This is a genomic window from Paenarthrobacter sp. Z7-10 (assembly GCF_026932795.1).
GTDB lineage: Bacteria > Actinomycetota > Actinomycetes > Actinomycetales > Micrococcaceae > Arthrobacter_M.
Genome location: NZ_JADPVH010000021.1, coordinates 1 through 24,069, shown reverse-complemented (window position 1 = coordinate 24,069; position 24,069 = coordinate 1). Strand labels below are relative to the sequence as shown.

The following is a 24,069-nucleotide window of genomic DNA, read 5'->3' as shown; positions in this document are numbered from 1 at the left end:
TCATGCATTTGGTGTTTGGTATTGAACCGCGGGTAAACGTGCCGGGTGCTCAGAATGCAGCTGTCAGGAATTGGCTCCGTCCAAGCTGACTCGCGATCCGGAGCCACTGCGGATCCGCTGCACTACCGCCGTCGTCGACTGTTCCGCGACGTAATCCAGAATGTGCACGCGGCCGCCGTAACTTTGCACGACCTGCGTTTCCCGCAGCATCTCCGCCGTGTAGTCCCCGCCCTTGGCATAAATGTCCGGCCGCAGGCCTGCGATCAGCGGAATCGGGGTATCCGTATCGAAGATCGTCACGTAATCAACGCAGCTGAGCGCGGCAATAACGGCCGCGCGGTCGCTCTCCGGGTTGATGGGGCGGTCCGGGCCCTTGAGCTTGCGGACGGACCTGTCACTGTTCAACGCCACGACCAGAACGTCGCCGAGCTGTTTGGCTTGCGTGAGGTAGCGGGTATGGCCGCGGTGCAGCACGTCGAAACAGCCGTTGGTCAGCACAATGCGCCGGCCGTCGGCGCGTTCCGCCGCAATCCGCCGCTCGAGCTCCGCGGGCTGCAGTGCGGTATCGGCGAAGCTGGCCAGGTGCCGCGTCAGGTCAGCAGTGCTGCAGACGGACGTGCCGGGGGAATGCACGACGACGTCGGCCGCGGACTGGGCGAGGTCGACGCTGGTGGTCAGCGGCAGTTCACACGCGCGGGCGATGGTGAGCGCCGCGACGAACGTATCGCCCGCTCCGGACGCCTGCTTCTCCCTGGCCGGCCGTGCCCAGGTGCGGTGCGTGCTGCCGTCGGCGCTCAGCAGGACTGTGCCGTCCCGATCCAAGGTCACGACGACGGCGTCCGCGCCGGCAGCGGTCAGCAGTTCCTGCCGATGGTTGGTAACGACGTCCGCACGTTCTGCGCCGGCTCCCAGCTTTCGGCCCAGCAGGCCGGCGGTCTCCCGGGCATTGGGTGTCACCAGATCCGGCGACAGCGCGGCCCAAGGGCGGGGATCGTGCGCATCCACCACGATGATGGGCCGACGCGGTGGGTCATTGGGGAAGGCGCTGCCGTCGCTTTTGGCGGCGACCGCTGTCCGCCCCTGCATTGATGTCGGGACGGCTGGCTGGACCTGTGCCAGGTCTGTTGGCTGGATTTGTGCCGGCGCGGTTGGCCGCACCGCCGACTGAAGGGCCGCGTGCACGGCGCCCTGGAGTGCCCCGGTCCCGTAGTCGCAAAGGACCAGCGCCGCACACTCCCGGAGCAGCCCCGGCACGGAGGCGGCGAGACTTTCCAGAGCACTGTTGGGAAAATCCCGTGATGAATCATCCATCCGCAGCAGGATCTGGCCGTCGCTGAGGACGCGGTACTTGGTTGTGGTGGTCACCCCGGGATGCTCCTGCAGTCCGGAGACATCCACGCCGGCATCCGTCAGCAGGGCTTTCAGCATCGCTCCGGCAGGATCGGCGCCAATCAGGCCGCCCAACCGCACCCGCGCCCCCATCGCGGCGAGGTTCATGGCGGTATTGGCGGCCCCGCCCGGGGCGTAGTCGCGGCGCTGGATTTCGACCACTGGCGCGGGCGCCTCCCGGCAAAATCGTTCAATACTTCCACTCCACCAGCCGTCCAGCATGACGTCGCCCAGCACAGTGATCCTGGGGGCCGAGTCAGCGAGGCGCTGCGGCACCCAGTCCGCCAGCGCACGCTGCCTGGACAGCGGCTCCCGGAAAGGATGCCCCGCGTCGCGGCGCCCGGGGGAATTCACGATTGGCCTCCGGGGGCTGCAGATCGGGCGGGAGGGATGCCGACGTGCACCACCTTGATCCTGCTGAACTCGTCCATCAGTTCCGGCCCATAGCCGAAGCCGTCGCCGCTGTCCGCCCGAGGCCGGGCTGCCCCGCCGGGTGCCCCGCCAAAGACGGCATTGATCTTCACGGTGCCTACCGGCAGCGCCGCGATGGCGTGATGCGCGTGGTCGATGCTTCCGGTCAGGACCGTGGCGGCCAGTCCGTAATGTCCACCGGCAGCGAGCCGCAGGCCTTCCTCGAAGCTGTCCACGACGGTCACAGGTGCCACCGGTCCGAAGGTCTCCTCGGTCATCACCGTCATCCGCTCGGTGCAGTCCAGCAGCACGGTGGCGGGATAGTGTGATCCCGGACCGTCTGGAATGGCACCGCCGGTCACAGCCCGGGCGCCAAGCTCCAGCGCTTCGGCGACCTGTGCATGCACGGCATTCCGCAGCCTGGTGTCCACCAGCGGGGCCAGCGGTGCTGACGTGTTCCGCCGTCGAGCCTGCTCCACCAAGGCATCGCAGAACGCCTCGGCCACGGCGCGGTGCACGTAGATGCGCTCCACGGAGGTGCAAATCTGGCCGCTGTTGCTGAACGCGCCGATCGCGGCTTGCTCCGCAGCCCAGCCCGGGTCGACGTCGGCATCCACCAGCAGGGCATCATTGCCGCCATTTTCCCTGATTACGTGCGCCCCGGTCAGCACGGCTGCCCGCGCAATTCGCGCTCCAGTGGCGCTGGAACCGACGTGCGCGTAAACGTCCACGCCGTCGAGGTTGGTCAGCATAGTTCCCACGTCGGCGCCGCCGGTCAGGGTGGTAAGTACCCCGGCCGGAAAGGCATCGGAGAGGGCCTCGCCCAGCGCGATGCCCAAGTGCGGGCAGCGCTCGCTGGGTTTATGGATCACGGTATTTCCAGTGACCAGCGCGGCGCCGATTAGTCCGGCGGCCACCGCCACCGGATCGTTCCACGGGGTAAGCAGCACTGCCACTCCGCGCGGTTCCGGCACGGTGTAGTCAGCGGCCAGTGCGCTTCCGCGCAGACTGTGGCCACGGTGTACCGGACCTAGCTCGGCATACTGCTGCAGGGTGGACACCCCCGCCGCGATGCCAGCCAGCGCTTCATCGACGGGGCGCCCGGTTTCGGCGTGGTTGAGGTCCGCAAGTAATTTCGCAGCGGCGGACAGCCGGGCGGCGGCTGAGCGCAGCAGCCGTCCCCGCTCGGCCGGATCAGTCCCAGCCCACTCCGCAGCCGTCGAACGGGCCAGCGAAACGGCCAGGGCGACCTGCTCACGGGAGGCGCAGTCCACGCTTCCCACCAACTTTCCGGTCCGCGGATTGTGGACCGTGAGCACCGAGTCTCCCGCCGCGGGAGGGGATGCCCCCGTCGCCGCGGCTGCCGGTCCGTGCGCCGATGCGAGTTCGGTTGGTGTTTCTGCGGTTTCACTTACTGGGCACATAACGCTCCTTGGGTGGCTTCGACCTAGGCCGCAGCGGGCGTGCTTTTCCTTCCTTCGTTACCCCGCTCTGAAGCCCGCTACACGGACCCCAAGCAAGGTTTGTCATGCCACAAGCCTTAGGGCCAGGACCCTTCCTCCTCGTGGCAGATCAGCATCTCCCGCACCTCGCAGCCCGTCGGCTGGGACAGCGCGAACATAATGGCCTGTGCGACCCGCGCCGGATCGTTAAGCCGTGAATCGTCCTGCGGCTTGTACTGCTCCTCCCGGTCATCGAAGAAGTGCGTCTTCATGCCTCCGGGGATGATGGTGGTCACGCCAATCTGACCACCTGTTTCGGCTGCGAGCGCCTGGCTGAACCCGAGGACGCCGAATTTCGAGGCGCAGTAGGCCGTCGCGTCCGAGACGCCGCGCTTGGCTAGGGTGGAGGCGATGGTGATCACGCGGCCGTGGGATGACTTGAGGTACGGCAGGGCTGCCCGAATCACCGACACCGTGCCCAAAAGGTTCACTGCGATGACGCGCTCCCAGTCGTCGGCCGGAACGTCGTCGAGCTTGCCGCAGCGGTCCGTGCCGGCCGCGGTCACGACGGCGTCCAACCCGCCGAGGGTCTCGGCGGCCTCCTGCACGGCCGTTGTGACAGCCGCGCGGTCCGTGACGTCCACCTCATAGGCTCTGGCCGCGGCCACGCTGCGGATGTCGCGGTCCAGTACGACGGGCGTGCCTCCGGCTTGCAGGACGGCATCGACGACGGCGGCGCCAAGACCGGAGGCGCCGCCGGTGACCAAGACCCGGCCGGGATTGAAGGCCGGATCGATGGTTGAGGAAGTCATGGTTCCCTGCTTTCTGTAGTGCGGAATCTGTAGCTGCAATTCGTGCTGTGGAAATTCGTGCCGTGGTCCGTGCCCTGCGTGAATTGGTGCCGTGCCGGTTCAGCCTGCATGGGCTTGGCCTGTGCCGGTGACGCCGGTGTTTTCCAGCGCTGCAGCCAGTTGGCTGGTGGAATGCGCCGGATAATACGGAACGGTCAGGGTCTGCCCGCCCCAGGAGCTGACCAACTCCGCCTCCGGCAATTGCCCAATGGTGTAGTCGCCCCCCTTGACCCACAGGTCCGGCCGCAGCCGTTCCAGGCAGGCATTCGGAGAGTCCTCGTCGAAGACCAGTACCGCGTCGACGCATTCCAGCGAGAGCAGCAGCTCGGCCCGCTCAAGTTGACCGATGATCGGCCGTCCGTCGCCCTTAAGTCGGCGGGTGGAATCATCGGAGTTGAGGCACACGATCAGGCAGTCACCCAAGGCGCGGGCGGCGGAAAGGGTGCGTGAGTGTCCTGCGTGCAGCAAATCAAAGCAGCCGCCGGTAGCCACCACGGTTCCACCGCGTTCCCGGGTCTGCCGTGCTATTCGGAGGGCGTCAATGCCGTTGCTGTGCAGCTGGCGTGGTTGCACCGGCTGCAGCAGGGACTGCACGCCTCCGTCGGCTAGGAAGGCCGCCGCTTCCCGTACCGCGGTGTCGGCGGCCGAATGCAGTTCCACTCCACGTCCGAGCTGTACGGCCAGGCTGGCGGCGAAGCGGTCGCCCGCGCCGCACGGATCATTGAGGTGGACCTGCGGTGCCGGCACCATGTACGGCAGAGCGTCGTCGCCCGCGAGGACCATCGCGCCCCGTTCCCCCAGCGTGACCACCATTGCCATGGCCTTCCAGCGCCGCAGCAGCACGGTTCCGTCCCGTGCAGCGCCGGCCGTTCCCTCCGCGGCACCGTCCACCATTGCGTCCGCGGCACCGTCCACCGGACCTGCGACCGAACCCGTTGGCGGCGCGTCAACCGCGTATGGTCCGCCGGCTACAGCTGCCCGCCGCGCCTCCGAGCGGTTGGGCGTGACGGCGGCAACGCCGGGGACGGGCGCCGCGCCGGACGGATGCGGATCCCAGACCACGGGTACCTGGCGGGCCCGGAGCTCCAAAAGCTGCCGGAGTTCCGGATTGGCGGTGAGTCCGCGGCCGTAGTCGGAAACCAGCAGCACGTCGGCGTCCTGCACGGCGGAGATCATGGCAGCACTGATCGCGGGGACGTGGGCTGGCGCGCACCCCTCGTCGAAACGCACAACCGGTTGGCCCTGGACGCGTATCCGGGTTTTCACCGGCGTTGGCGCTCCGGACGGGCCGGGGACGACGTCGATGCCAGCCAGCGACTCCCGCACTGATGCGCCCGCGCCGTCGTCGGACAGAACGGTGACCAGCCGAACCTGCTCACCATCGCGGGCGAGCATGCGGGCCACTAATCCGGCGCCGCCAGCCCGCCGGTCCACGTGGGTCACATCCACCACGGGGACCGGCGCGTCCGGACAGAGCCGTTCCGCGTTGCCGTTCATGTCGACGTCCAGCAGGACGTCCCCCACCACCACGATGTTCATCGATCCTCCTCTTCCTGCGCCAAGTGAGCGCGGTGAGCCGGACGGCCGCCTTGAGCGGAAGCACTGACCGGACGGCGCCGTGCCACTTCGGTGTCGAAGGCCCGGCACAGTGCGTGCAGCGCTATCAGGTGACCCTCCTGCGCGTTGGCGGCTTGGGCATCGATGTCGACGACGTCGTCGCACAGCAGGGCAAGCGGATTGGGTGCCCTGCCGGTCAGTGCCCAGGTGGTGACTCCCAGCGAAGCGGCCGCTTCCACTGCGTGCAGAAGGTTTGGGCTCCGGCCGCTGGTCGAAAGCAGGATCAGTACATCGCCGTGGCGGCCATGAGCCCGGACCTGGCGGGCGAACAGCTGATCGTAGCCATAGTCATTACTGATGGCCGTTACGGCCGAGGTTTCCGCATGCAGGGAAATCGCGGAAAACGGTTCGCGCTCGGCGTCGAAGCGGCCCACCAGCTCCGCCGTCAAATGCTGCGCCTCCGCGGCCGAGCCCCCATTGCCCGCCGCAAGCAGCCGTTGCCCGGACATCAGCCGCTGAGCCAGTTCCACACCCCAGCCGGAGAGCCGGTGTGCGTGCAGCCGGAGCGAGCGCAGCGCCGGTGCCACCTCGTCCAGGTGCGTGATCACGGACAGAAATGCCGGATCAATGTCTGGAACAGGTGTTGGAACGGGGGCAAGCGCCCAGGGCGCTGCTTGTGACAGCAGTGATTGTGACAGCAGTGATTCTGACAGCAGTGATTCCGACAGCAGTGCTTGGAGTGGCGCTGTCTCGGGTGGCGCTGTTTGAGGTGGGGCTGGACTGGGTGGCGCTGATCCGGGTGGCGCTGTTTGGGATGGCACTGTCTGGGGTCGCGCCTGTGATGGCGCCGTGAAGGTGCCTGGAAAGACGGGCGCGGTGTTGGGTTCGGCCTTCATAGCGCGGTGCCCTCCATCGGTTGCAGGCTGTCCTGGCGAACGGCTTCATTGAGGGTGATCTGATACGCTTTTTCGGTTTCCGCCGCGACCCTGTCCCAGGTGTACCGGGAGCGCACCCGGGTAACTCCAGCCCGTCCCAGCTGGCTGCGCAGATCCGGGTTTCCGAGCAGTTCGGCGACGGCGGCGGCGATGGCTTCAGGGTCGTTGGCAGGCACATGCAGCCCGGTGCGCCGGTCCACCACGGTGTCGATCAGTCCGCCTACCGCGGCGGCCACCACCGGGACGCCGCAGGCCATTGCCTCCAGCGGAACGATGCCGAAGGGTTCGTACCAGGGAGTGCAGACCACCGCATCGGCGCTGCGGAGCACCGCTGGCATCGCTTCGCGCGGCACCTGGCCGCGGAGCGTGAGCCTGTCGGCAGCACCGAGTTCATCGGCCAAGGCCAACAGCCGGCGCACTTCGGGATCCGTGCGCATGCTGGTTGAGTCCCCGGATCCACCCACCACGACCAGCTCCACATCGTCGTAGCCAGCCTGCCGCAGCAGAGGCAGTGCGCGGATCACCAGATCCACGCCCTTGCGCGGCACCAGCCGTCCCACGGTGAGGATGCGGTAACGTCGGCCTTTCGGCTCCACCGGGCCGGTGGGAGAAAATAGTTCCAGGTCAACGCCGCAGGGCGCGATGGACACCTTACCGCCGGAGACACCCATGGCTTTGAGTTCGAAGATCTCGTCGGAGCAAGTGGCAATCACCCGGTCGACGGCGCGGCCCACGGATGGTTCGTACCAGCGGCGCTCGGCCGGACTGGTGTCGTGGGCTCCCTGATGGCGGCGTTTCACGGTTCCAAGGGCATGAAAGGTCTGCACCACCGGCACTGAATATCCGCCGTCGTCGAACCGCCGGGCCGCATCCAATGCTGCGATGCCGGACATCCAGAAGTGCCCGTGCACGATGTCCGGCGGCCGGTCACCCCAATCGGCGGCGACGCCATCGGCCAGCGCTGCCATGAACGGCAGCAGTTCATCCTTGGGTATGTGTTCCGCGGGTCCGGCGGTGACGTGGACAACCTCCAGGCCGGGCCCCACCAGTACCCGTGCCGGCAGCTCTGTACTGTCGCGGCGGGTATAGACGGTGACGCTGTGCCCCCGCCGCGCCAACGCCATCGACAGTGCGGCGACATGGACGTTCTGCCCACCCGCGTCCACGCCGCCCAGCGCAGCCAGGGGACTGGCATGCTCCGAAACCATGGATATTTTCACCGTGGGCTCCTCTCCCTCGCTGCCAAAAGCGCGCCGCTGCCAGCGGCCGGGTGCGTTCCCGCGTCACCCAGCACGTTGTCCCAGGCGCGCAGGAAGGCGGCCAAACCATAGTGCGCCAATGCCGCCTGACGGGCGATGTTGCCCCGCCGCCGTGCTTCCTCCGGGTCCGCCAGCAGCATCGCCGCTGCCGCACAGAGCTCGTCCACGTTGGTGGAAATTGCGCCGGCCTCCGGTGGCACGGCGCGGCTCGCCTCGGTGCTGGCCAACGCCACCACCGGCATGCCCAGATGCATCGCCTCCAGCAGTGCCAGCCCCAGCGAGGTCCAGCGAAGTGGATGCAGATATACCCGGCATTCGCTCAGCTCCCGATGCAGCCGGTCTCCGGGCAGGTCACCGCGGATGGTCAGCGCGTCCGGTCCCAACCCGATGGCGGCCGGCAGCAGCGCGCCGCCCATGCCGAAAACCTCCAGCGGAGCGACCTGCGAAAAGCGCGCCAGCAGGTCGGTGCCGGTGACCCGCCAACGTCGCACCGGTTCGTTGATCACTACCCCCAGCCGGGGCAGCCGGCCGGTATAAAGCTGACCGGGGTCTACCAGGCCGTGCTCGATCACGAGGGTGGGTGCGGCGCCGGTATCCCAAAACAGGCTGTTGAAGTGCGTCACGTGGACCACCGGGATGTCAGTCCGATCCGCCATTGGATGAACCGAGTTGGGGACATTGCCCTTGGGCGTGTTGTGCTCCAGATAAAAGGCGGGTACGTCGCGTCCGGGCCGCCGGCCCAGCAGGCGCTCGCAGGCGGCGAGCTCCTCCGGACGCTGCAGGATGACCGCATCCACCTCAGCGTTCCGCAGCGCGGCCGGATCGACATTTCGAACGTTGGCCGGCCAGTCCCGTCCGGCGCGGCCAAGGCCCCAGACACCGCCCTCGGCCGTTGCCGGCAGGAGGTAGTCGTGCCCGCCGCGGACAAATGCGTCGGTCCAGCCGCCGTGAACATGCCAGAGCAGGATTCTCATCGTTTTTTTACTTCCCGCCGCGTCCGCAGTGACGCCAGCCCGCTGAGCAGCCTCGCCACGGCCTCCGTCACTTCGTCCGGGCTGACGGAGGACAGGCAGGGATGTCCCGGCACCGGGCATTCCCTGGCGCGGCTAAGCCGACAGGGCGCGTTCTGGTCACCCAATAACTCCAGCGGCACGCCAAAGGGGGCCCACCGGACCGCCGGCACCACCGGCGAAAACAAGCTGACCACCGGCGTCCCCACCGCAGCGGCCAGATGCGCCGGTCCGGTATTGCCGGTGATCACGGCGGATGCTCCGGCCAGCACGCCGGCCAGCATCGGCAGGTCTGTCCGGCCACCCAAATCCAGGGCCGCCACCCCCGCCACCGTCGCGGTGAGCGCCGTTTCACTGGGGCCGCCGGTGACGATGACACGGTAACCGGCTCCATCGAGGAGTTCGACGGCGGCCGCGTGATGCAGCGCGGGCCAAGCCCTGGCAGGCACCGCCGCTCCCGGGTGCACGACCACATAGGGCTGCCGGCCCACGAGCTCCGAAGCATCCGGAACGCCCTTGACCCGCAGCCGGCCGTCGTCGTCCGGCGGCAAGTCATAACCGGCCGCCGCCGCGATGGCCAGCGCCCGCTCGCTCTCGGGCTGGTCTTCCGCCAAGTCCTCGCCCGGTTTGAGCCTGATGTCCAGCAGCGAGCCGGGATAATCCGTGGACGCCCCGGTGATTTGCTGCACGCCTGCCAGACGCAGGAGCAGGGCCAACGGCAGCGGTGATTGGTGGAAGGAGGTCAGGATGACGGCCTCATCAATGCGCGCGCGCCGGATGAAGCCGTCCAACTCGGCCAGCAGGCCGGCGGTGGCAGGCGGGGCCGGATCAATAATCCACGGGCAGCGCCAGGTGTACTGCTCGCTCACGCCAGGCAGCAGGGCACCGGCCGCGGTGCCGTGCGGTCCGCAGAGCAGGACAACGTCGCAGCCTCCGGTCCGGCCGGAACCGCGGCCGCGGCCGCCGGCGACCGCCCGCACGGCGGGGCCCGCCAGCAGGACGTCCCCTGCGCTGTCCAGCCGCGCCACCAGAACGCGCCTTTTCATTGGCTCATCCCCCGGGGTGCTCCAGGCGTTTCCACATGCTCCGGCAGGGAGTAGGTCAGCGGGAGCTGGCCAGCTTCCCATCCCATCAGTGCGCTGACGGCGGCTTCAAGACTGGGAGCCACCAGTTCCGCCGCAGCCACCTCCTGCGCCCGGGTAACAGGCGTCGGAACCAGTACCCCGGTAGCGCCTGCCGCCGTGGCTGCTTCGACGTCGGCACCGATGTCACCGATCACGGCAATTTCCCCTGGCTCCAGACCCAGCTTCCGGCAGGCCCGCAGGATCATGCCCGGAGCGGGTTTCCGGCAGCTGCAGCCGTCGTCGGGACCGTGCGGGCAGAACTCCCAAACATCGAACGGGCCCAGAAGATCATCGACCCGCCGGTGCACGGCCAATACGTCGGCCACGCTCAGCAGCCCACGGGCAACGCCGGACTGGTTGGTGACTACGCCTATGGGAACAGCTGCCGTCCGCAGTGCCGCCAGGACCCCAGCTACGCCGTGGAGCGGGCGCACCAACGCGGGCAGCCGGTTGTACGGAACGTCCACCACCAACGTGCCGTCCCGGTCAAACAGGATGGCCTTAGGCGCAGGTGCTGCCGGATCCCGCAGTCCTGGATACCCACGTGCGGGTTCATCGGCTCCATCGGCGAGTTCCATAGCAGCGCTTTCCCCCGAATGAGCCGGCTCTAAACACCCGGGTACGGATAACTTCTCCCGGCGATCTGGCTGCAGCGCCAACAGCCAGACACGCCGTCAACTGGTCGTCGAGGCTCAGGCTGCCGGCCGGGTGGCAGGCAGCCAACTGCGCCGTCAGCTGGTCTTCGAGGCTCGGGCTGCCGGCCGGGTGGCCGTCCGCACCAGCTCAGCGGCCGGTGGTTCCTCCGCTTCCAGCAGCCGGTTCTGGAGTTTGATCAGGACCCGTGCCAGCAGGCGGGAAACCTGCATCTGGGTCATTCCCAGCTGGTGGCCGATCTGTTGCTGTGTCTCCTCATGGAAGTAGCGGCGGAACAGCAGTTCCCTTTCGCTGCTGGGCAGTTCGCGGACCGCGTCCCGGAGCGCGAGAATATCGTCCGTGCGTTCCGGTGCACCGTCGTCGTCGAACATGGTCTCCGCCAGCGTGAGGCCTTCATCAGTGACCGGCGCCTCCAGTGACTCTGGCCGCAGGCTGCCCTGGCAGTTCAGTGCTTCGGCAACATCCTTCTCACTGTGCTCCAGATGGTCGGCCAGCTCACGCAGGGACGGTTCACGCTGCAGCCGCTGTGCCAGACGCGGCCGCTCCTTGGCTGCCAGGGTGCGCAGATCCTGCAGGAAGCGCGGCGGCCGGACCACCCAGCAACTGTCCCGCAGATAGCGTTTGATTTCACCGGAAATGGTCGGAATGGCATAAGCGGTAAAGTCGGTTCCGCGAGCGGGCTGGAAGCCTTGGACAGCCTTTATCAGTGCCAGTGCGGCCACCTGCTGAAGATCGGCGAGGTCCCGTCCCCGGGTGGCGAATTTGCGTGCGATCGAGTCGGCTATATCCATATGCCCGAGGACCAGCTCATTCTGCAGGGCCTGTTTCACTGCTCCGGTTGACTCTTTGGCACGGCTGAATGCCTCAATGCTGGCGCCGCGATTTCTTGGATACGTCATGTTCCAACAGCTTCCTGAACCGGTGAGGTGAGGCAGGTGCCTGCGCGCTCTTTCAGGAAATCAGAAGCATACTTATTGTGCAAGGCCCTTGACTGGTCCCGGGTTGTCTGTCTGGGGAGGAAAATGGCTCTGCCCAGTGCGAAATGGCGCCCCCGGGTCGGAAAAAAATCCCTCTGTGGGGGGGAGGGAAATGGCCCTGCCAGGGGAGAAAAATGGTCCTGGCAAGAGAGGGAAATGGCTTGGTCTGGTCGAAAAAAAGACTCTGCCATGGCAGCCATGCGGCATGTTCCTCAATCACATGGCCGGTGCACAGCACTGCCACAGCCACTGCCACAGGCGCCCCGATGTGGCAGTTGTCTGAGGATGAATCCAACTCGACGGCGGCAGGAGAACCCAGCCAGCCGCTAATGCTGAGGCCGCGGGCCGGGCGGACGCCCCAAACGCCGTTCCGTCGGCTGATCCGGCTTAGTCTTCGGTCAGTCCGCGCTGCGCCCGGTCCACGGCTTCATTGGTGCCCGGAGGCAGCGGGTCGGTAGCCGGCGGGACCTCGTTCGGCGCGTAGTCCTCGAGCCCGGCGTCAACCCGCTCCTGTTCGGTCGCGGCGGCCAGTGCGTCGTCGTCGAGCCTTTCAGGCATTTTGCCGTGTCCCGAGCGCGTCGGTCCGGGCAGCGCGTCGTCGTGAGATTCGATGACGCCGTCAAGATCCGGAGCGTTTTCATCGTTGGAGCTGGACATGGTGTCTCCAATCATTGCTGGTGCGTATTTGCGCCACGCTACCACCGGCGTTACGCAGCGCCGATGCCGGGCGTGGCTGTGGCTGCGGAACGCTACCAGGGACGGTAGCGGTCTCCGACCGGGCATTCGAAGGAGCTGCCCGCGGACAGGCCCACGGTATTGAGGTAGCGCACCACAATGGCGTACGAGGCAATCAGGTTTGTTTCCGTGTAGGGAATCGCATGGGACCGGCAATGCTGCCGGACGAGGGTGGCCGCGCGGTGCAGGTGCGGGCGGGCCATGTCCGGGAACAGGTGATGTTCGATCTGTCGGTTGAGCCCACCCATCAGTACGTCCATAAATCTGCCCCCGGCGATGTTCCGGGAAGTGAGGACCTGGCGGCTGAGGAAGTCCACCCGGCTCGAAGCGTCCAGCACGGGCATGCCCTTGTGATTGGGGGCAAAGGAGGCGCCCATGTAAAAACCGAACACGGCTACCTGCACGCCAATAAAGGCGAAAGCCATGCCGAGCGGAAGGAACCAGAAAACGATCGCCAAAAAGCAGGCGTAACGGCCCATCAGCACAGGGATCTCCACCCACCGGTGATCCACCTTCTCCCGGCTCAGGAGGAACCGCACCGACCGGCCGTAGAGGGCCAGACCCAGCAGCAACAGCAGCGGAAACAGGAAGTAGCCCTGCCGGCGGGTAAAGAACACCATGGCTCCACGGCGGGAGGCCGCACCGCCCGGGTAGAAGGCAACGGTGCCGGTCTTGATGTCGGGGTCCTTGTCGACGGTATTGGGATAGACATGGTGTTTGGTGTGTTTCTGCACCCACATGGCGTAGCTGATGCCGGTCAGGCCCGTTCCGATCAGGCGGGCGAACCACTCGTTGGCGCCCTTGGTCGAGAAGATCTGTCCATGCGCGGCCTCGTGCGCCAGGAAACCGAATTGCGTGCAGAGAGCCCCCAAAGCTGCGGCGATGAACAGCTGGCTCCAGCTCTCGCCCAGGAAGCCGAATCCGGTCCAGGCGGCTCCGAACAGCAGCATGAGCACCGCGAACAGGATCATGTAGTAGCGCCTGTGCCGGCGCAGCAGTCCGTCCGAGCGGACTGTTTTCAGCAGCGTCGAGTAGCTCGCGATCAGGGGATTCGATGTCGGGGAGGAACGCCGGACGACGGCGGAACGCGGCTTCGCGGCGCTGGATACCTCCAGTGCGAATGGGTGATTGTCCATGCTGCCTCCAGTCATTCGGCGTTCTCGGCGGCCCCTGCGCTTATCTTCAGAATAGGCGTATGGTGCCGAACCGGACAGTGGCGTGTCAGGCGCAGCAGTCAGGCGGCGCGGCGGGCCACGAAAACTGACGCAAGGGACAGCACCGCGGCCAGCCCGAACGGAACCACAAAACCCAGCCCGCCGGTGCTCAGCAGGGCCGCGAAGACCGCGCCCACTACGCCGAGCAGGGCGGACGTTGTCAGCGTCTCATTGAGCTGCAGGGCCGAGGAGTTGCTGCCTTGTTCGGAGGCTGCCGAGAGCTCGAGCAAAATGACCGAAAGGCTGGGGTAGGAGATGCCGATGCCCAACCCGGAGAAGCACCAGCCCAGCCAGGCCACCCACACGGGCACAGCGGGCAGCACCACCAAGGCGGAAACGAGCACGCCCAACAGCAGTGCCACTGCGCCCAGCTGCAGGCGCAATCGCGGCGTCATCACCCCACGTCCGGCGAGCCAGGATCCAGCGAACCAGGTGATACCGCCCACGGTCAGTGACAGGCCCGCCAGCCACGCCGGCATGGCGCGCTGCTGGATCATCAGCAGCGGCAGGTACACATCGCCCAGCGTGAAGGCGGTGCCGATCAGCGCGCGCATCAGCACCACGGCGGGCAGTCCGCGCCGCGCCAGCCAAGTACCGCGCGGCAGCAGCTTCGGCGCCGTAAGTACCAGCACGACGACGGCGGCGGCCAGTTCGCCGGGCCACCACGGATGCGCGCGCAGGCTGGCGTCACCGAGCAGCAGCACCGCGCACGCGGCAGCGAGGGCCAGGAGCGGCCGGTACCAGATGCTGTTTGTCCCGAAGTCGCTCCGGGGGGCGGTAGCTCGGCTGTTCCCGCTTGCGCTGCCGGTCCGCGCGGACAATCCGGGCTGGCCGTCGTCGTCGGCCCGGTCGAAAGTCTCCCCGGCGTCCATGCTGGCGCCGCGGGTCCCGGCCCGGACCAGCGCGACGGCGCCGACGGCAACAACCGGAACCGTGACAAAGACCCAGCGCCATCCAAACTGGTCCGTGACTGCACCATTGATGGCCGGACCGATGATGGACGGCAGCACCCAGGCCGCCGAGAGGGTGGCGAACATTTTGGGCCGGATCGCTGCCGGGAAGACCCTGGCGATCACCACATAAAGTGCCACGCCCTCCAACCCCACGCCGATGCCCTGAACCGCCCGGCCGGCTACCAGCACTTCCATGGTTGGTGCCGCGGCGGCCACGAGCAGCCCGGCGCAATCCACCGCGATGCCGGCCATCAGTGCGACGCCGGGTCCGGCGCGTTCAATCCAAGGCGCCGCGAACGTCATCGCCACCACCGACGTGGCCATTGTGACGGCGAAGGCCAGACCGTACAGATTGAGGCCGTGCAGTTCATGGGCAGCCCGGGGCATCGCTGTGGTGATGGCCGAGACGGAGTAGGCCACCAAAAAGGCGAGGCTGAACAACCCCACCGTGGCGCTGCGGTACGCGGGGCTCCAAATCGTGGCCGGCGGGTTCAAGGCTTTCAGCGCGTCCTCTTCGTTGTACGGTCGCGCGGTTGCTGGCCGCGTTTGACGTCCCAGAGTCGCCGGTAACCTTGGATGAGCATATCCAAATCCGTTGTGCGGAGGTTCAGCATGGAGTTTTCCACCCGATTCGTGGCCCTTGGCGACTCATTCACCGAAGGCGTTGGAGACGACGACGGCACCCTGCCCAATGCGGTGCGCGGTTGGGCGGACCGGGTGGCGCAGGAGCTGGCCAGGGTTGATTCGGGACTCGGGTACGCGAACCTGGCTATCCGCGGCCGCAAGCTGGGCCAGATTATGGCCGAGCAGGTGGAGGCCGCGGTGGCGCTGGCACCCACTCTCGTCACCCTCTACGCCGGCGCGAATGACATTCTGCGCCCGTCTGTGGACATTGATGCCCTGATGCTCAAGTACGACGACGGCGTGGGACGGCTGCGTGCCTCCGGAGCCACCGTGGTGCTGTTCTCCGGATTCGATGCCAAGGGCTCGAAGGTTTTTGGCACGATGCGCGGGCGGACGGCGATTTATAACGAACTGGTACGGGACATCGCGGACAGGCACGGTGCCCTGATTGCCGACTTCTGGCGCTTCAGCGAGTATTACGACTGGCGGATGTGGGCGCAGGACAGGATTCATCTGTCCACCGCCGGGCACATCAACATGGCCAAACGTGTGCTGGCCCTGCTGGAGCACGAGTCCGATCTGCAGGTCCCGGATATCGAACCGGCGCCGGAACTGAGCCGCCGCCAGGCGCTGCGGGCCAACGCCCGGTGGGTCCGCCAATATGTCGGCCCCTGGGTGGGCCGCCGGCTGCGTGGCGTTTCCTCGGGCGACAGTCTGAATCCGCGCTGGCCCCAGCTGCACGCACCGGGAGCCACTGACGGAGCCACCGATTGGTCTTAAACTGCGCTGGATCATAGAATAGGTAGGCGCCAGGTGGCGCGGAGCGTGCGCAGTTGCTCCGGTTGGCGGGAATTCATTTCCCGCGGGCCGGCAGTTAGGGGCTCAAGTTGCGTGCATTCCCGTATTCGTCCAGTAATCAAAGGTTGCCGATCCCGCGGACTTCGTTGCGGAGTTCCACACGCCGGGGCCGGAACTGAGGGCGGACGTCACCTGCCGCGCGGGAGCGCAGGAGCACTGCGACCCGTTACATTCAATTTTTTATAAGGAGAATCATGGCAGCTCACTGCCAAGTGACTGGAGCCGAGCCGGGCTTTGGACACAGCATTTCGCACTCGCACCGCCGCAATAAGCGCCGGTTCGACCCGAATATCCAGAAGAAGCGCTACTGGGTTCCGTCCCTTCGCCGCAACGTCACGCTGACGTTGTCCGCGAAGGGCATCAAGACCATCGACGTCCGCGGCATTGACGCGGTCGTGGCACAGATCCAGGCACGTGGGGTGAAGCTCTAATGGCAAAAGCCCAGGACGTACGTCCCATTATCAAGCTCAAGAGCACCGCGGGTACGGGTTTTACTTACGTCACCCGTAAGAACCGCCGGAATGATCCGGATCGCATGGTTTTGAAAAAGTACGATCCCAAGATCCGCAAGCACGTCGAATTCCGAGAGGAGCGCTAAAGACTATGGCTAAAAAGTCAATGATTGCAAAGAACGAACAGCGTAAAGTCATCGTCGAGCGTTACGCTGCGAAGCGTCTCGAGCTGAAGAAGACTCTGGTTGACGCCAACGCCACTGACGAGGCGCGTGAAGCCGCACGCCTCGGCCTGCAGAAGCTGCCCCGCAACGCCTCGCCGATCCGGGTGCGCAACCGCGACACCATCGACGGCCGGCCGCGCGGAACGCTGCAGAAGTTCGGCATCTCCCGTGTCCGCTTCCGCGACATGGCGCACAGAGGCGAACTGCCCGGCATTAAGAAGTCCAGCTGGTAACTGCAGCTCCGGTGGCCCGCTGAGGCTGGCTGTGCACTGCTGATGAAGGGGCGGTGGCCATGAGGCCACCGCCCCTTTGCCATGCTCCGCCCCCTGCCATGCTCCGCCCCCTGCCATGCTCCGGCCGTATGTTCGACGGACCACAAATGCGCCGCCGACGGCGCAAAACCCCCCAATTGGCGGGAAAAACTGCGCAAAAACAGGGAAAACTGCTGGCGCGGCAAGGCTTAGCTGGTATGTTCGGAAACAGTGGTTGGCACGCATCCCGCGTTCAACTCCATTCATCTGAGGTCCAGGAGGACATAAATGGCTAAGAATCGTAGTGAATTGGTTGCCGAAGTTGCTGCTAAGGCTGAGACCAGCCAGACCGCGGTGAACTCCGTTCTGGACGCCCTTTTCTCGGTGTTCGAGAGCTCGGTCTCTGCCGGCGAAAAGATCACCATCCCCGGCTGGCTGTCCGTCGAGCGGACCGACCGCGCTGCCCGCACGGGCCGTAACCCGCAGACCGGCGAGGCCATCCAGATCGCCGCCGGCCACAGCGTGAAGCTGAGTGCCGGTTCCAAGCTGAAGGCTGCTGTCTCCAACAAGTAGTCACACCAGGGGCAAGGGTCCCGATTGGGATCCTGCCGGAGGACGGTTGCCAGCGGGCGGCCGTCCTCCGCCGCTTAATCGCAATGGTGTAAGCGCCCCGGTTGCTGTTGCCTCGCCCATCGTTCAGCGGCCCTGATTCGCGGTATGCGCGCCGGGTGCAGGACAATGAATAGGTGGCATCAGCAACAGCAACTAAGAATCCATCGCCCGGTACCGCCGCCGCGCCTCGGGCCGGTATCCGTGGGCCGTGGCTGTTGGCCGGAGCCCTCATCACAGTCCTTTCGCTGGTGGCCGCGCTGATCTTCTCCGGGGCTGCCGCCTCGGGTCGGTTGCTTGACCCCGGCGCGGTGACCCGCTGGGGTTTGCCGATAGCCCTGACCGTGCACAACGTCGCCGTCGCCACCGTCGTGGGCGCTCTGCTCTTTGCCGTGGTTCTGCTGCCCAAGGAACTTAAGCCCCTGCGCTCCACACCGGCGGGCCGGCTGGCCGCCGTGGGGACCGCCGCTCCGCCGGCACCCGAACACCCGGCGTTCACCAGAGCCTTGACGCTGGCTGCTGTTGCCGCCGTCGTCTGGACGCTGTCCGCCATCGTGGTGCTCGTCCTGACCTACTCGGACATAGCGGGGCTCCCGCCGTCCTCCGGCTCGGACTACACCGCGCAGCTGGCGTTTTACATGACATCCCTGCCCACCGGCCAGGCCTGGCTGGCGATCTGCATCTTTGCCGCCGTCGTGGCCACGCTGTGTTTCGGTGTGCGGTCGCTCAATGCGTTGGCCATCACCTTGGTGCTGGCGCTGCTGGGACTGACCCCGCAGGCCCTGATCGGACATGCCTCCAGCGGTTCGGACCACGAGGGGGCGGTCAATTCCCTGCTGCTGCACCTGACCGGGGTGGCACTGTGGTTTGGCGGCATCATAGCGCTGGCGGTGATTTCCGGAACCCTGAACAAATTGACCGGCCCGGTGCTGAAGCGGTTCTCCACGATGGCCTTGTTTGCCTTCGTCACCGTCTTTGCCTCCGGCGTGATCAACGCAGCTATCCGGATCACGAGCTGGAACGAACTGTTCACCTCCGCCTATGGCCAGCTGATCCTGATCAAGACGGCGGCCACCATAGTGCTGGGCGTCATCGGTTACATGCACCGGCAATGGATACTTCCGCGGCTGGAAAGCGGCCGGGGATCACTCTCCGCGCGTCGGGTGCTGTGGCAGCTCATTCTGGGCGAACTGATCATCATGGGCTCCACCAGCGGCATCGCCGTGGCCCTAAGCCGATCCGCGCCACCGGAACCCACCAGTTACGCCCCGGATGCCACGCCCGCCGTGCTCCTCACCGGCTATGAACTGCCACCGGCGCTGTCACCGTCGCGCTGGGTCACCGAGTGGAGGCTGGACTGGCTCTGGGTCGCCTTCGTGCTGGTCGCCACCGCGGCCTACCTCGCCGGCGTGCTGAAGCTGCGGCGCCGGGGCGATGGCTGGCCGCTGCTGCGGACCGTTTCCTGGCTGCTGGGCATGGTGGCTCTGACCTATGTGACCTCGGGTGGCCCGGCGGTGTATGGGCGCGTGCTGTTCAGTGCGCACATGGTGGACCACATGATGCTGATGCTTGTCTCGCCGCTGTTCATGGTCCTCGGCGCCCCGATATCACTGGGACTGAAAGCCCTGAGGCCACGCGGTGACGGCAGCCGCGGGGTCCGCGAGTGGATCCTGGTGCTGGTGCACTCCAAGTTCTCGGCCTTGGTGACGCACCCGCTGTTCGCCGCGGCAAACTTTGCCGGCTCACTGGTGCTGTTTTACTACACCGCGGCCTTCGGCTATGCGATGCGTGACCATGTTGGCCACGAGCTGATGATGCTGCATTTCACCATCACCGGATACCTCTTTATCCTCACCATGATTGGCTCGGACCCGATTCCGCGCCGCGCGCCTTATCCACTGCGGTTGTTGCTGCTGCTGGCGACTATGGCGTTCCATGCGTTCTTTGGCGTTTCGCTGATGAGCGCCACTGCGCTGCTGCAGGGCAGTTACTTCGGGAACATGGGCCGGACTTGGGGCGCTTCGGCGCTGGCGGACCAGCAGACCGGCGGCGGCATCGCCTGGGGGATCGGCGAAATCCCAACGTTGCTGATCGCCATTGGCGTCGCCATGATGTGGTCCCGCTCGGACGAGCGTGAGACTAAGCGCAAGGACCGGGCCGCGGACAGGAATAATGATGCGGACCTGACCGCTTACAACGATATGTTTGCCCAACTGGCCGAGCGCGACACGAAACTCCATGGCGACGCCGTTCCGGGCGGGGACACGATGCAGCAGGCGAAGCAAGGAGAAACCCCGTAGTGGATGCGAAGACCGCAGAGACGAAGACCGCAGAGATGAAGACCGGCGAAACTGAGGCCACCGCAGTCAAGGCTGCAGAGGCGAAAACTGTGGAGACGAAGACAGCAGAGACGAAGACAGCAGAGACGAAGACAGCAGAGACGAAGACAGCAGAGACGAAGACCGCCGGGGCCAAGGCTCCGATGGCGCACCTTCGAGTGCGTGCCTCCGAGCTGGAGGGCCGCGGCTGGCTGAACACCGGCGGCAAGCCGCTGGGCCTGGAACAGCTGCGCGGCAAGATCGTGCTGCTGGACTTCTGGACCTTCTGCTGTATTAATTGCCTGCACGTGATTGACGAACTCCGCCCGCTGGAGCAGCAATATGCGGACGTGTTGGTCACCGTCGGGGTGCACTCGCCCAAGTTTGAACACGAGGCGGACCCAGTGGCGCTCGCCTCCGCCGTCGAACGATATGAAATCCGGCACCCGGTCCTGGACGATCCGGAACTGCTCACCTGGCAGGCCTATGCGGCGCGCGCGTGGCCAACCCTGGTGGTGATCGATCCCGAGGGGTACATCGTTGCCCATCTATCGGGGGAGGGGCACGCCGCTGGACTGGCCTCGCTCATTCCCGAGCTGATTGCCAAGCACGAGGCCAAGGGCACGCTGCACCGCGGGGACGGTCCGTATGTTGCTCCCGAGCCGACGGCGGGAGACCTGCGTTTTCCGGGCAAGGTGCTTCCGCTGGCGGGCGGGAACTTCCTGGTTTCCGACACCGGACATCACCGTTTGGTTGAGCTCGGACCTGACCTGCTGACCGTGGTCCGCACCATCGGCCAGGGAACCAAAGGGCACCAGGATGGCCCGGCGGAGGCCGCGCGATTCAATGAACCGCAGGGTCTGACGCTGCTGCCCGCCGCGGTCGCCGCCCAGGCCGGGTACGACGTCGTCGTCGCCGACTCGGTCAATCACCGGTTGCGTGGGGTCAACCTGGCCGAGGGCTCGGTTCGCACGCTGGCTGGGAGCGGAGTGCAGCGGCTGCTTGAGGCGGGACCGGCAAGGGTCGACGACGACGGCGCGCCGCTGGCGTCCGGGGATCTGGGCATGCGGCCGCTGGAGGTCGCACTTTCCTCGCCCTGGGACGTGGTCTGGTCCCGGCAGCTGAACCGGGTGGTGGTTGCGATGGCCGGCGTGCACCAGATCTTCGGCTTTGATCCCTTGACCGGGCAGCTCACGATCGTGGCTGGAAATGGGTTGGAAGGCTTGCTGGACGGGCCGGCCGAGCAGGCGTGGTTCGCCCAGCCGTCCGGCCTAGCGGAAGACGCGGACGGCAGTATCTGGGTGGCGGATTCCGAAACCTCGGCGCTGCGCGTGCTGCGATTCCCCTCCTCCCAAGTGAGTAACAGCAAACGCACTCAAAACCCTTCTTCCGTGCATCAGCTGCCACTTAGTTCCGACGAAAGCGCTTCGCTGACCGTGGAGACCGCCGTCGGTGAAGGCCTTTTCGACTTTGGTTTCCGCGACGGCGCCGCGGCTCAGGCCCGGCTGCAGCATCCACTCGGGGTCACCGTGCTGCCGGACGGCTCCATCGCCTTGGCGGACACTTACAACGGTGCGGTGCGCCGCTACGACCCGGTGAACCGGAGCGTCAGCACGCTGGCCCGGGGGCTGTCCGAACCCTCCGATGTGCTGCTGGATACCACCGGCAGGACGCCGCTGCTCATTGTCGTGGAGGCCAATCAGCACCGCCTGGTGCGGCTGCCGGTGCCAAAGGAAGCCTTGCAGGTCGATGAGGGGGCGGTTCAGACGCAGCGTCCGAAGACTCCTGTTGCAGCGGGTGCGTTGGAGCTGCAGGTGCGTTTCACCGCGCCCACGGGTCAGAAGCTGGATTATCGCTGGGGGGATCCCACTCAACTGAAGATCTCGGCCACCCCACCGGAACTGCTTCGCGACGGTGGCGGAACCTCCATTGGCCTGACCCGGATATTGACGCTGGCCGACGGCGTGACCGAGGGGGTTTTGCACATCACCGCACGCGCGGCCGCCTGTGATGGCACCGAAGACGCCGACGGCGAAATCCCGGACCATGCGGCCTGCCACCTGTACCAGCAGGACTGGGGAATTCCGGTGCTGCTCGATCCGGCCGGCGCTTCCGAACTGACACTGGACCTGCGCGGAATGGATTAGCCCCGCGACCCACCCCGCCCACGGCCCGGCAAATCTAATTAAGTAACAGCAGATGCACTCAAAACGTCTTTTCCGTGCATCAGCTGTTACTTGGTTGGGAAGGGGCGGCGCGGGGTGGACTGAGGCCCAGAAGCCCGCCTAAGGGGTTAGTACTCCACCACGGGGTATTTGCAGTCGACAAAGGGATTAGTACTCCACCACGGGGGTGACGCTGATACCTGTCTCACTGACCTTTAACTTTGCGGTGAACCCGAAGTCCTGGGCCGTTTTCACCTCAGAGATGGCTCCCGAGTAGAGCTGTTGTTCTTTGTAATCCACCTGCGCAGTGACGGTCAAGGGCGCCAGCACCCATTTCCCGCCGTAGGCTGAAATGTTGATCTTCGGATAGCTGACAACACTCCAGTTAATGGGACCCAGTACCCGGTTGTCCGTTCGGTTGCTGAACGGGCAGGCGGCCGGCAGCAGCACCTCCTGCTTGGCGCAGCCGTCCAAATACTGGTGGACCTTGCTGTTCACCTGCGTCAGCAGGGCGCTGGTGGGTTCGGTGTCGAGGGCGACGGCGGCCGGCTTGCCGTTGGCTGAACTGACGGTGGAGGTGACGGCCGGAGCCCGGAAGTACTGGCTCTGGAATTCCGCGGTATAGCGGCCTGGATAGAACACCGCGAAGCTGTTCCGGCCCGAGGGCATGTTCACCTGCACGCCGTTCAGGGCGGCCTGAGTTTCGTTCACCACCGATACATCCAGTGTGGGCAGGGTGGTCGGCACTAAGTCCCAGGAGGTGAAGAAGAGCCACCGGGTGCCGGTCGGTTCCAGCAGAAAGTTGGTGGACAACGCGGTGCCATCAATCGTGTAGTCAACGTCGATCTTCACCCGACCGTCCGGCTGGGATGCCGGGTTACCCAAATGCACATTGCTGGTGCCGGCGGCAGCAGCCTTAAGGCCCTCGCCGTCCAGCACGGCCGCATTAGCATCCGGAACGGTGGCCTGCAGCAGACCCAGGGCCTTGGCTCCGTCGCCGTCGTGGAGTGCCTGGAGATACTCCTGGACCCTCTGCTGCGGACCAAAATAGTTGGTGTTAACCAGTTGAATGGTGATCACGGCGGCCGAAGCGGCGAGTAACAATCCGAGCAGCCAGCCGGCCGCAATCTTAACTAGCCCGGACCTGTTGTGCACGATGCCAACGATACCGGTTGCCTGAGTACAGTCCGTGCAATGCGCGCCACGTTACCGTCGTCGGACTGCCGTCGTCCGCCTACCCGCCTACAGTCGTCCGCCTACTCTCATCGGCACCGGATGAGTGCCGTCGGACTGCACGCTCTTCCCTTGCGGGCCGGCGTCTGCGCCCACAGGGTCCGGGATCGCAGCGGACATGGCGGACAGCGTGGAAGGCCGGGCTGAAGGTGAAATTGTTCTAAGGGTGACGGAGCAAAGCGTGGATGGCATCAGCAACGCCGGGGCGGTGACCTTCCCGGGGGCTCGACGATGCACGTGTCCGTTTGACCGTGACGCTGACGTGGGGAACCGGTAACCTTTAAGGGAAAAGGTGGGATCCGCCGTTGGCATCGATGCCCGGCAAGTGAAGTCCGGTTTAAGCCGGTGAAAAGGATTTGCGGAAGGGCACGGATTGGATATGGAAGCAGCGGACAGGAAAGTTGAGGCGCCGGACGCCCCCGCAAATCCGGGCGAGGACGCGGTGGCTCCGCGGGTTTCAATGGCCGGTGGGCTAGACAGCCCTGCTCCCGGTTCAGAATCGGGAGATGTGCTTCCCACCGGAGCCGGCGACGCAGCAACGGGAGCTCATGGCGACGGCGGACCCCCTAGTCCGGACACCGGCCAAAACCCCAGCTCCCCGCTGCTGGACCCGGCAGTGGACGATCCGGACTCCGGCTCAGCCAGGGAATACCGCGGCTAGCTTTGCAGGCCACCGTCTAGATGAATAATTCCAAGGGTCAGTGATCGTAGGCGGTCATGGAGCGACGCACAGCTTGGCCGATCCGATCGTTGTGCCAGATCGCTGCGGTCAGGGCCAGCAGGCGTTGGACGACGCGGGCGGTGACGCCGGCGGGTGTCCGCCC

The 24,069-nt window shown here is 65.9% G+C and carries 23 protein-coding genes and 1 pseudogene; 9 read left to right on the top strand and 15 right to left on the bottom strand.

Annotated features, from left to right (window positions below):
* Positions 1 to 63: 63 nt before the first annotated feature.
* From rfaE2 to IV498_RS08200, 5 genes are all read right to left on the bottom strand, one after another.
* Positions 64 to 1,743, bottom strand: a complete 1,680-nt coding sequence (gene rfaE2 / locus IV498_RS08220) for a D-glycero-beta-D-manno-heptose 1-phosphate adenylyltransferase (RefSeq protein ID WP_269046077.1) — start codon at positions 1,741 to 1,743, stop codon at positions 64 to 66.
* Positions 1,740 to 3,224, bottom strand: a complete 1,485-nt coding sequence (locus IV498_RS08215) for an aldehyde dehydrogenase family protein (RefSeq protein WP_269046076.1) — start codon at positions 3,222 to 3,224, stop codon at positions 1,740 to 1,742. Before IV498_RS08215 ends, rfaE2 begins: the two co-directional genes overlap by 4 nt.
* Positions 3,225 to 3,340: 116 nt before the next feature.
* Positions 3,341 to 4,054 (bottom strand): SDR family oxidoreductase, encoded by a 714-nt coding sequence (locus tag IV498_RS08210; RefSeq protein ID WP_269046075.1) that lies wholly within the window; start codon positions 4,052 to 4,054, stop codon positions 3,341 to 3,343.
* Positions 4,055 to 4,153: 99 nt separating this feature from the next.
* Positions 4,154 to 5,632, bottom strand: coding sequence for a PfkB family carbohydrate kinase (locus tag IV498_RS08205; RefSeq protein ID WP_269046074.1), 1,479 nt, complete (start codon positions 5,630 to 5,632; stop codon positions 4,154 to 4,156).
* A complete protein-coding gene (locus tag IV498_RS08200; protein WP_442951321.1) occupies positions 5,629 to 6,258 on the bottom strand; it encodes a D-sedoheptulose-7-phosphate isomerase in 630 nt (209 codons plus the stop codon). Before IV498_RS08200 ends, IV498_RS08205 begins: the two co-directional genes overlap by 4 nt.
* A gap of 83 nt (positions 6,259 to 6,341) precedes the next feature.
* Here IV498_RS08200 and IV498_RS08195 point away from each other — a divergent pair, with 83 nt between their 5' ends.
* Positions 6,342 to 6,503 (top strand): hypothetical protein, encoded by a 162-nt coding sequence (locus IV498_RS08195; RefSeq protein ID WP_269046114.1) that lies wholly within the window; start codon positions 6,342 to 6,344, stop codon positions 6,501 to 6,503.
* A 39-nt stretch (positions 6,504 to 6,542) separates the two neighbouring features.
* On the opposite strand, the gene IV498_RS08190 is transcribed toward IV498_RS08195, so the two are convergent.
* The 8 genes from IV498_RS08190 to IV498_RS08155 all read right to left on the bottom strand — a co-directional run bounded on the left by IV498_RS08190 (position 6,543) and on the right by IV498_RS08155 (position 15,006).
* The gene (locus tag IV498_RS08190) at positions 6,543 to 7,805 is read right to left on the bottom strand and encodes a glycosyltransferase (protein ID WP_269046073.1); all 1,263 of its coding nucleotides are present in this window, start codon (positions 7,803 to 7,805) and stop codon (positions 6,543 to 6,545) included.
* Positions 7,802 to 8,818, bottom strand: a complete 1,017-nt coding sequence (locus tag IV498_RS08185; RefSeq protein ID WP_269046072.1) for a glycosyltransferase — start codon at positions 8,816 to 8,818, stop codon at positions 7,802 to 7,804. The genes IV498_RS08190 and IV498_RS08185 overlap by 4 nt, the downstream gene beginning before the upstream one ends.
* Complete coding sequence (locus IV498_RS08180; RefSeq protein ID WP_269046071.1) at positions 8,815 to 9,900, bottom strand: glycosyltransferase family 9 protein; 1,086 nt, start codon at positions 9,898 to 9,900, stop codon at positions 8,815 to 8,817. The genes IV498_RS08185 and IV498_RS08180 overlap by 4 nt, the downstream gene beginning before the upstream one ends.
* Positions 9,897 to 10,556 carry a D-glycero-alpha-D-manno-heptose-1,7-bisphosphate 7-phosphatase gene (locus tag IV498_RS08175; protein ID WP_269046070.1) on the bottom strand — a complete coding sequence of 220 codons (660 nt, stop codon included), beginning with the start codon at positions 10,554 to 10,556 and terminating at the stop codon, positions 9,897 to 9,899. Before IV498_RS08175 ends, IV498_RS08180 begins: the two co-directional genes overlap by 4 nt.
* Before the next feature lie 153 nt (positions 10,557 to 10,709).
* Complete coding sequence (locus IV498_RS08170) at positions 10,710 to 11,531, bottom strand: sigma-70 family RNA polymerase sigma factor (protein ID WP_269046069.1); 822 nt, start codon at positions 11,529 to 11,531, stop codon at positions 10,710 to 10,712.
* A gap of 465 nt (positions 11,532 to 11,996) precedes the next feature.
* Complete coding sequence (locus tag IV498_RS08165) at positions 11,997 to 12,266, bottom strand: hypothetical protein (RefSeq protein ID WP_269046068.1); 270 nt, start codon at positions 12,264 to 12,266, stop codon at positions 11,997 to 11,999.
* 92 nt (positions 12,267 to 12,358) lie between these two features.
* The gene (locus tag IV498_RS08160; RefSeq protein ID WP_269046067.1) at positions 12,359 to 13,480 is read right to left on the bottom strand and encodes a fatty acid desaturase family protein; all 1,122 of its coding nucleotides are present in this window, start codon (positions 13,478 to 13,480) and stop codon (positions 12,359 to 12,361) included.
* 98 nt (positions 13,481 to 13,578) lie between these two features.
* A complete protein-coding gene (locus tag IV498_RS08155; RefSeq protein WP_269046066.1) occupies positions 13,579 to 15,006 on the bottom strand; it encodes an MFS transporter in 1,428 nt (475 codons plus the stop codon).
* 117 nt (positions 15,007 to 15,123) lie between these two features.
* Here IV498_RS08155 and IV498_RS08150 point away from each other — a divergent pair, with 117 nt between their 5' ends.
* The 7 genes from IV498_RS08150 to IV498_RS08120 all read left to right on the top strand — a co-directional run bounded on the left by IV498_RS08150 (position 15,124) and on the right by IV498_RS08120 (position 21,994).
* Positions 15,124 to 15,915: an SGNH/GDSL hydrolase family protein gene (locus IV498_RS08150; protein WP_269046065.1), complete on the top strand. Its 792-nt coding sequence runs from the start codon at positions 15,124 to 15,126 to the stop codon at positions 15,913 to 15,915.
* A gap of 272 nt (positions 15,916 to 16,187) precedes the next feature.
* On the top strand, positions 16,188 to 16,424 hold the full coding sequence (rpmB, locus tag IV498_RS08145) for a 50S ribosomal protein L28 (RefSeq protein ID WP_269046064.1): 237 nt from the start codon (positions 16,188 to 16,190) through the stop codon (positions 16,422 to 16,424).
* Positions 16,424 to 16,591, top strand: a complete 168-nt coding sequence (gene rpmG / locus IV498_RS08140; protein ID WP_269046063.1) for a 50S ribosomal protein L33 — start codon at positions 16,424 to 16,426, stop codon at positions 16,589 to 16,591. The genes rpmB and rpmG overlap by 1 nt, the downstream gene beginning before the upstream one ends.
* A 5-nt stretch (positions 16,592 to 16,596) precedes the next feature.
* A complete protein-coding gene (gene rpsN / locus IV498_RS08135; protein ID WP_269046062.1) occupies positions 16,597 to 16,902 on the top strand; it encodes a 30S ribosomal protein S14 in 306 nt (101 codons plus the stop codon).
* Positions 16,903 to 17,208: 306 nt separating this feature from the next.
* Complete coding sequence (locus IV498_RS08130) at positions 17,209 to 17,493, top strand: HU family DNA-binding protein (protein ID WP_269046061.1); 285 nt, start codon at positions 17,209 to 17,211, stop codon at positions 17,491 to 17,493.
* 173 nt (positions 17,494 to 17,666) lie between these two features.
* Positions 17,667 to 19,829, top strand: a complete 2,163-nt coding sequence (locus IV498_RS08125) for a cytochrome c oxidase assembly protein (protein ID WP_269046060.1) — start codon at positions 17,667 to 17,669, stop codon at positions 19,827 to 19,829.
* Positions 19,830 to 20,011: 182 nt separating this feature from the next.
* On the top strand, positions 20,012 to 21,994 hold the full coding sequence (locus IV498_RS08120) for an NHL domain-containing thioredoxin family protein (protein ID WP_269046107.1): 1,983 nt from the start codon (positions 20,012 to 20,014) through the stop codon (positions 21,992 to 21,994).
* A 186-nt stretch (positions 21,995 to 22,180) separates the two neighbouring features.
* Here the strand turns inward: IV498_RS08120 and IV498_RS08115 are convergent, their stop codons facing one another.
* On the bottom strand, positions 22,181 to 23,167 hold the full coding sequence (locus IV498_RS08115) for a hypothetical protein (RefSeq protein ID WP_269046059.1): 987 nt from the start codon (positions 23,165 to 23,167) through the stop codon (positions 22,181 to 22,183).
* A 451-nt stretch (positions 23,168 to 23,618) separates the two neighbouring features.
* On the opposite strand from IV498_RS08115, the gene IV498_RS08110 reads away from it, so the two are divergent.
* Positions 23,619 to 23,906, top strand: coding sequence for a hypothetical protein (locus tag IV498_RS08110; RefSeq protein WP_269046058.1), 288 nt, complete (start codon positions 23,619 to 23,621; stop codon positions 23,904 to 23,906).
* Between the two features lie 37 nt (positions 23,907 to 23,943).
* Here the strand turns inward: IV498_RS08110 and IV498_RS08105 are convergent.
* A pseudogene (locus tag IV498_RS08105) lies at positions 23,944 to 24,069 on the bottom strand (IS982 family transposase); the annotation flags it as partial.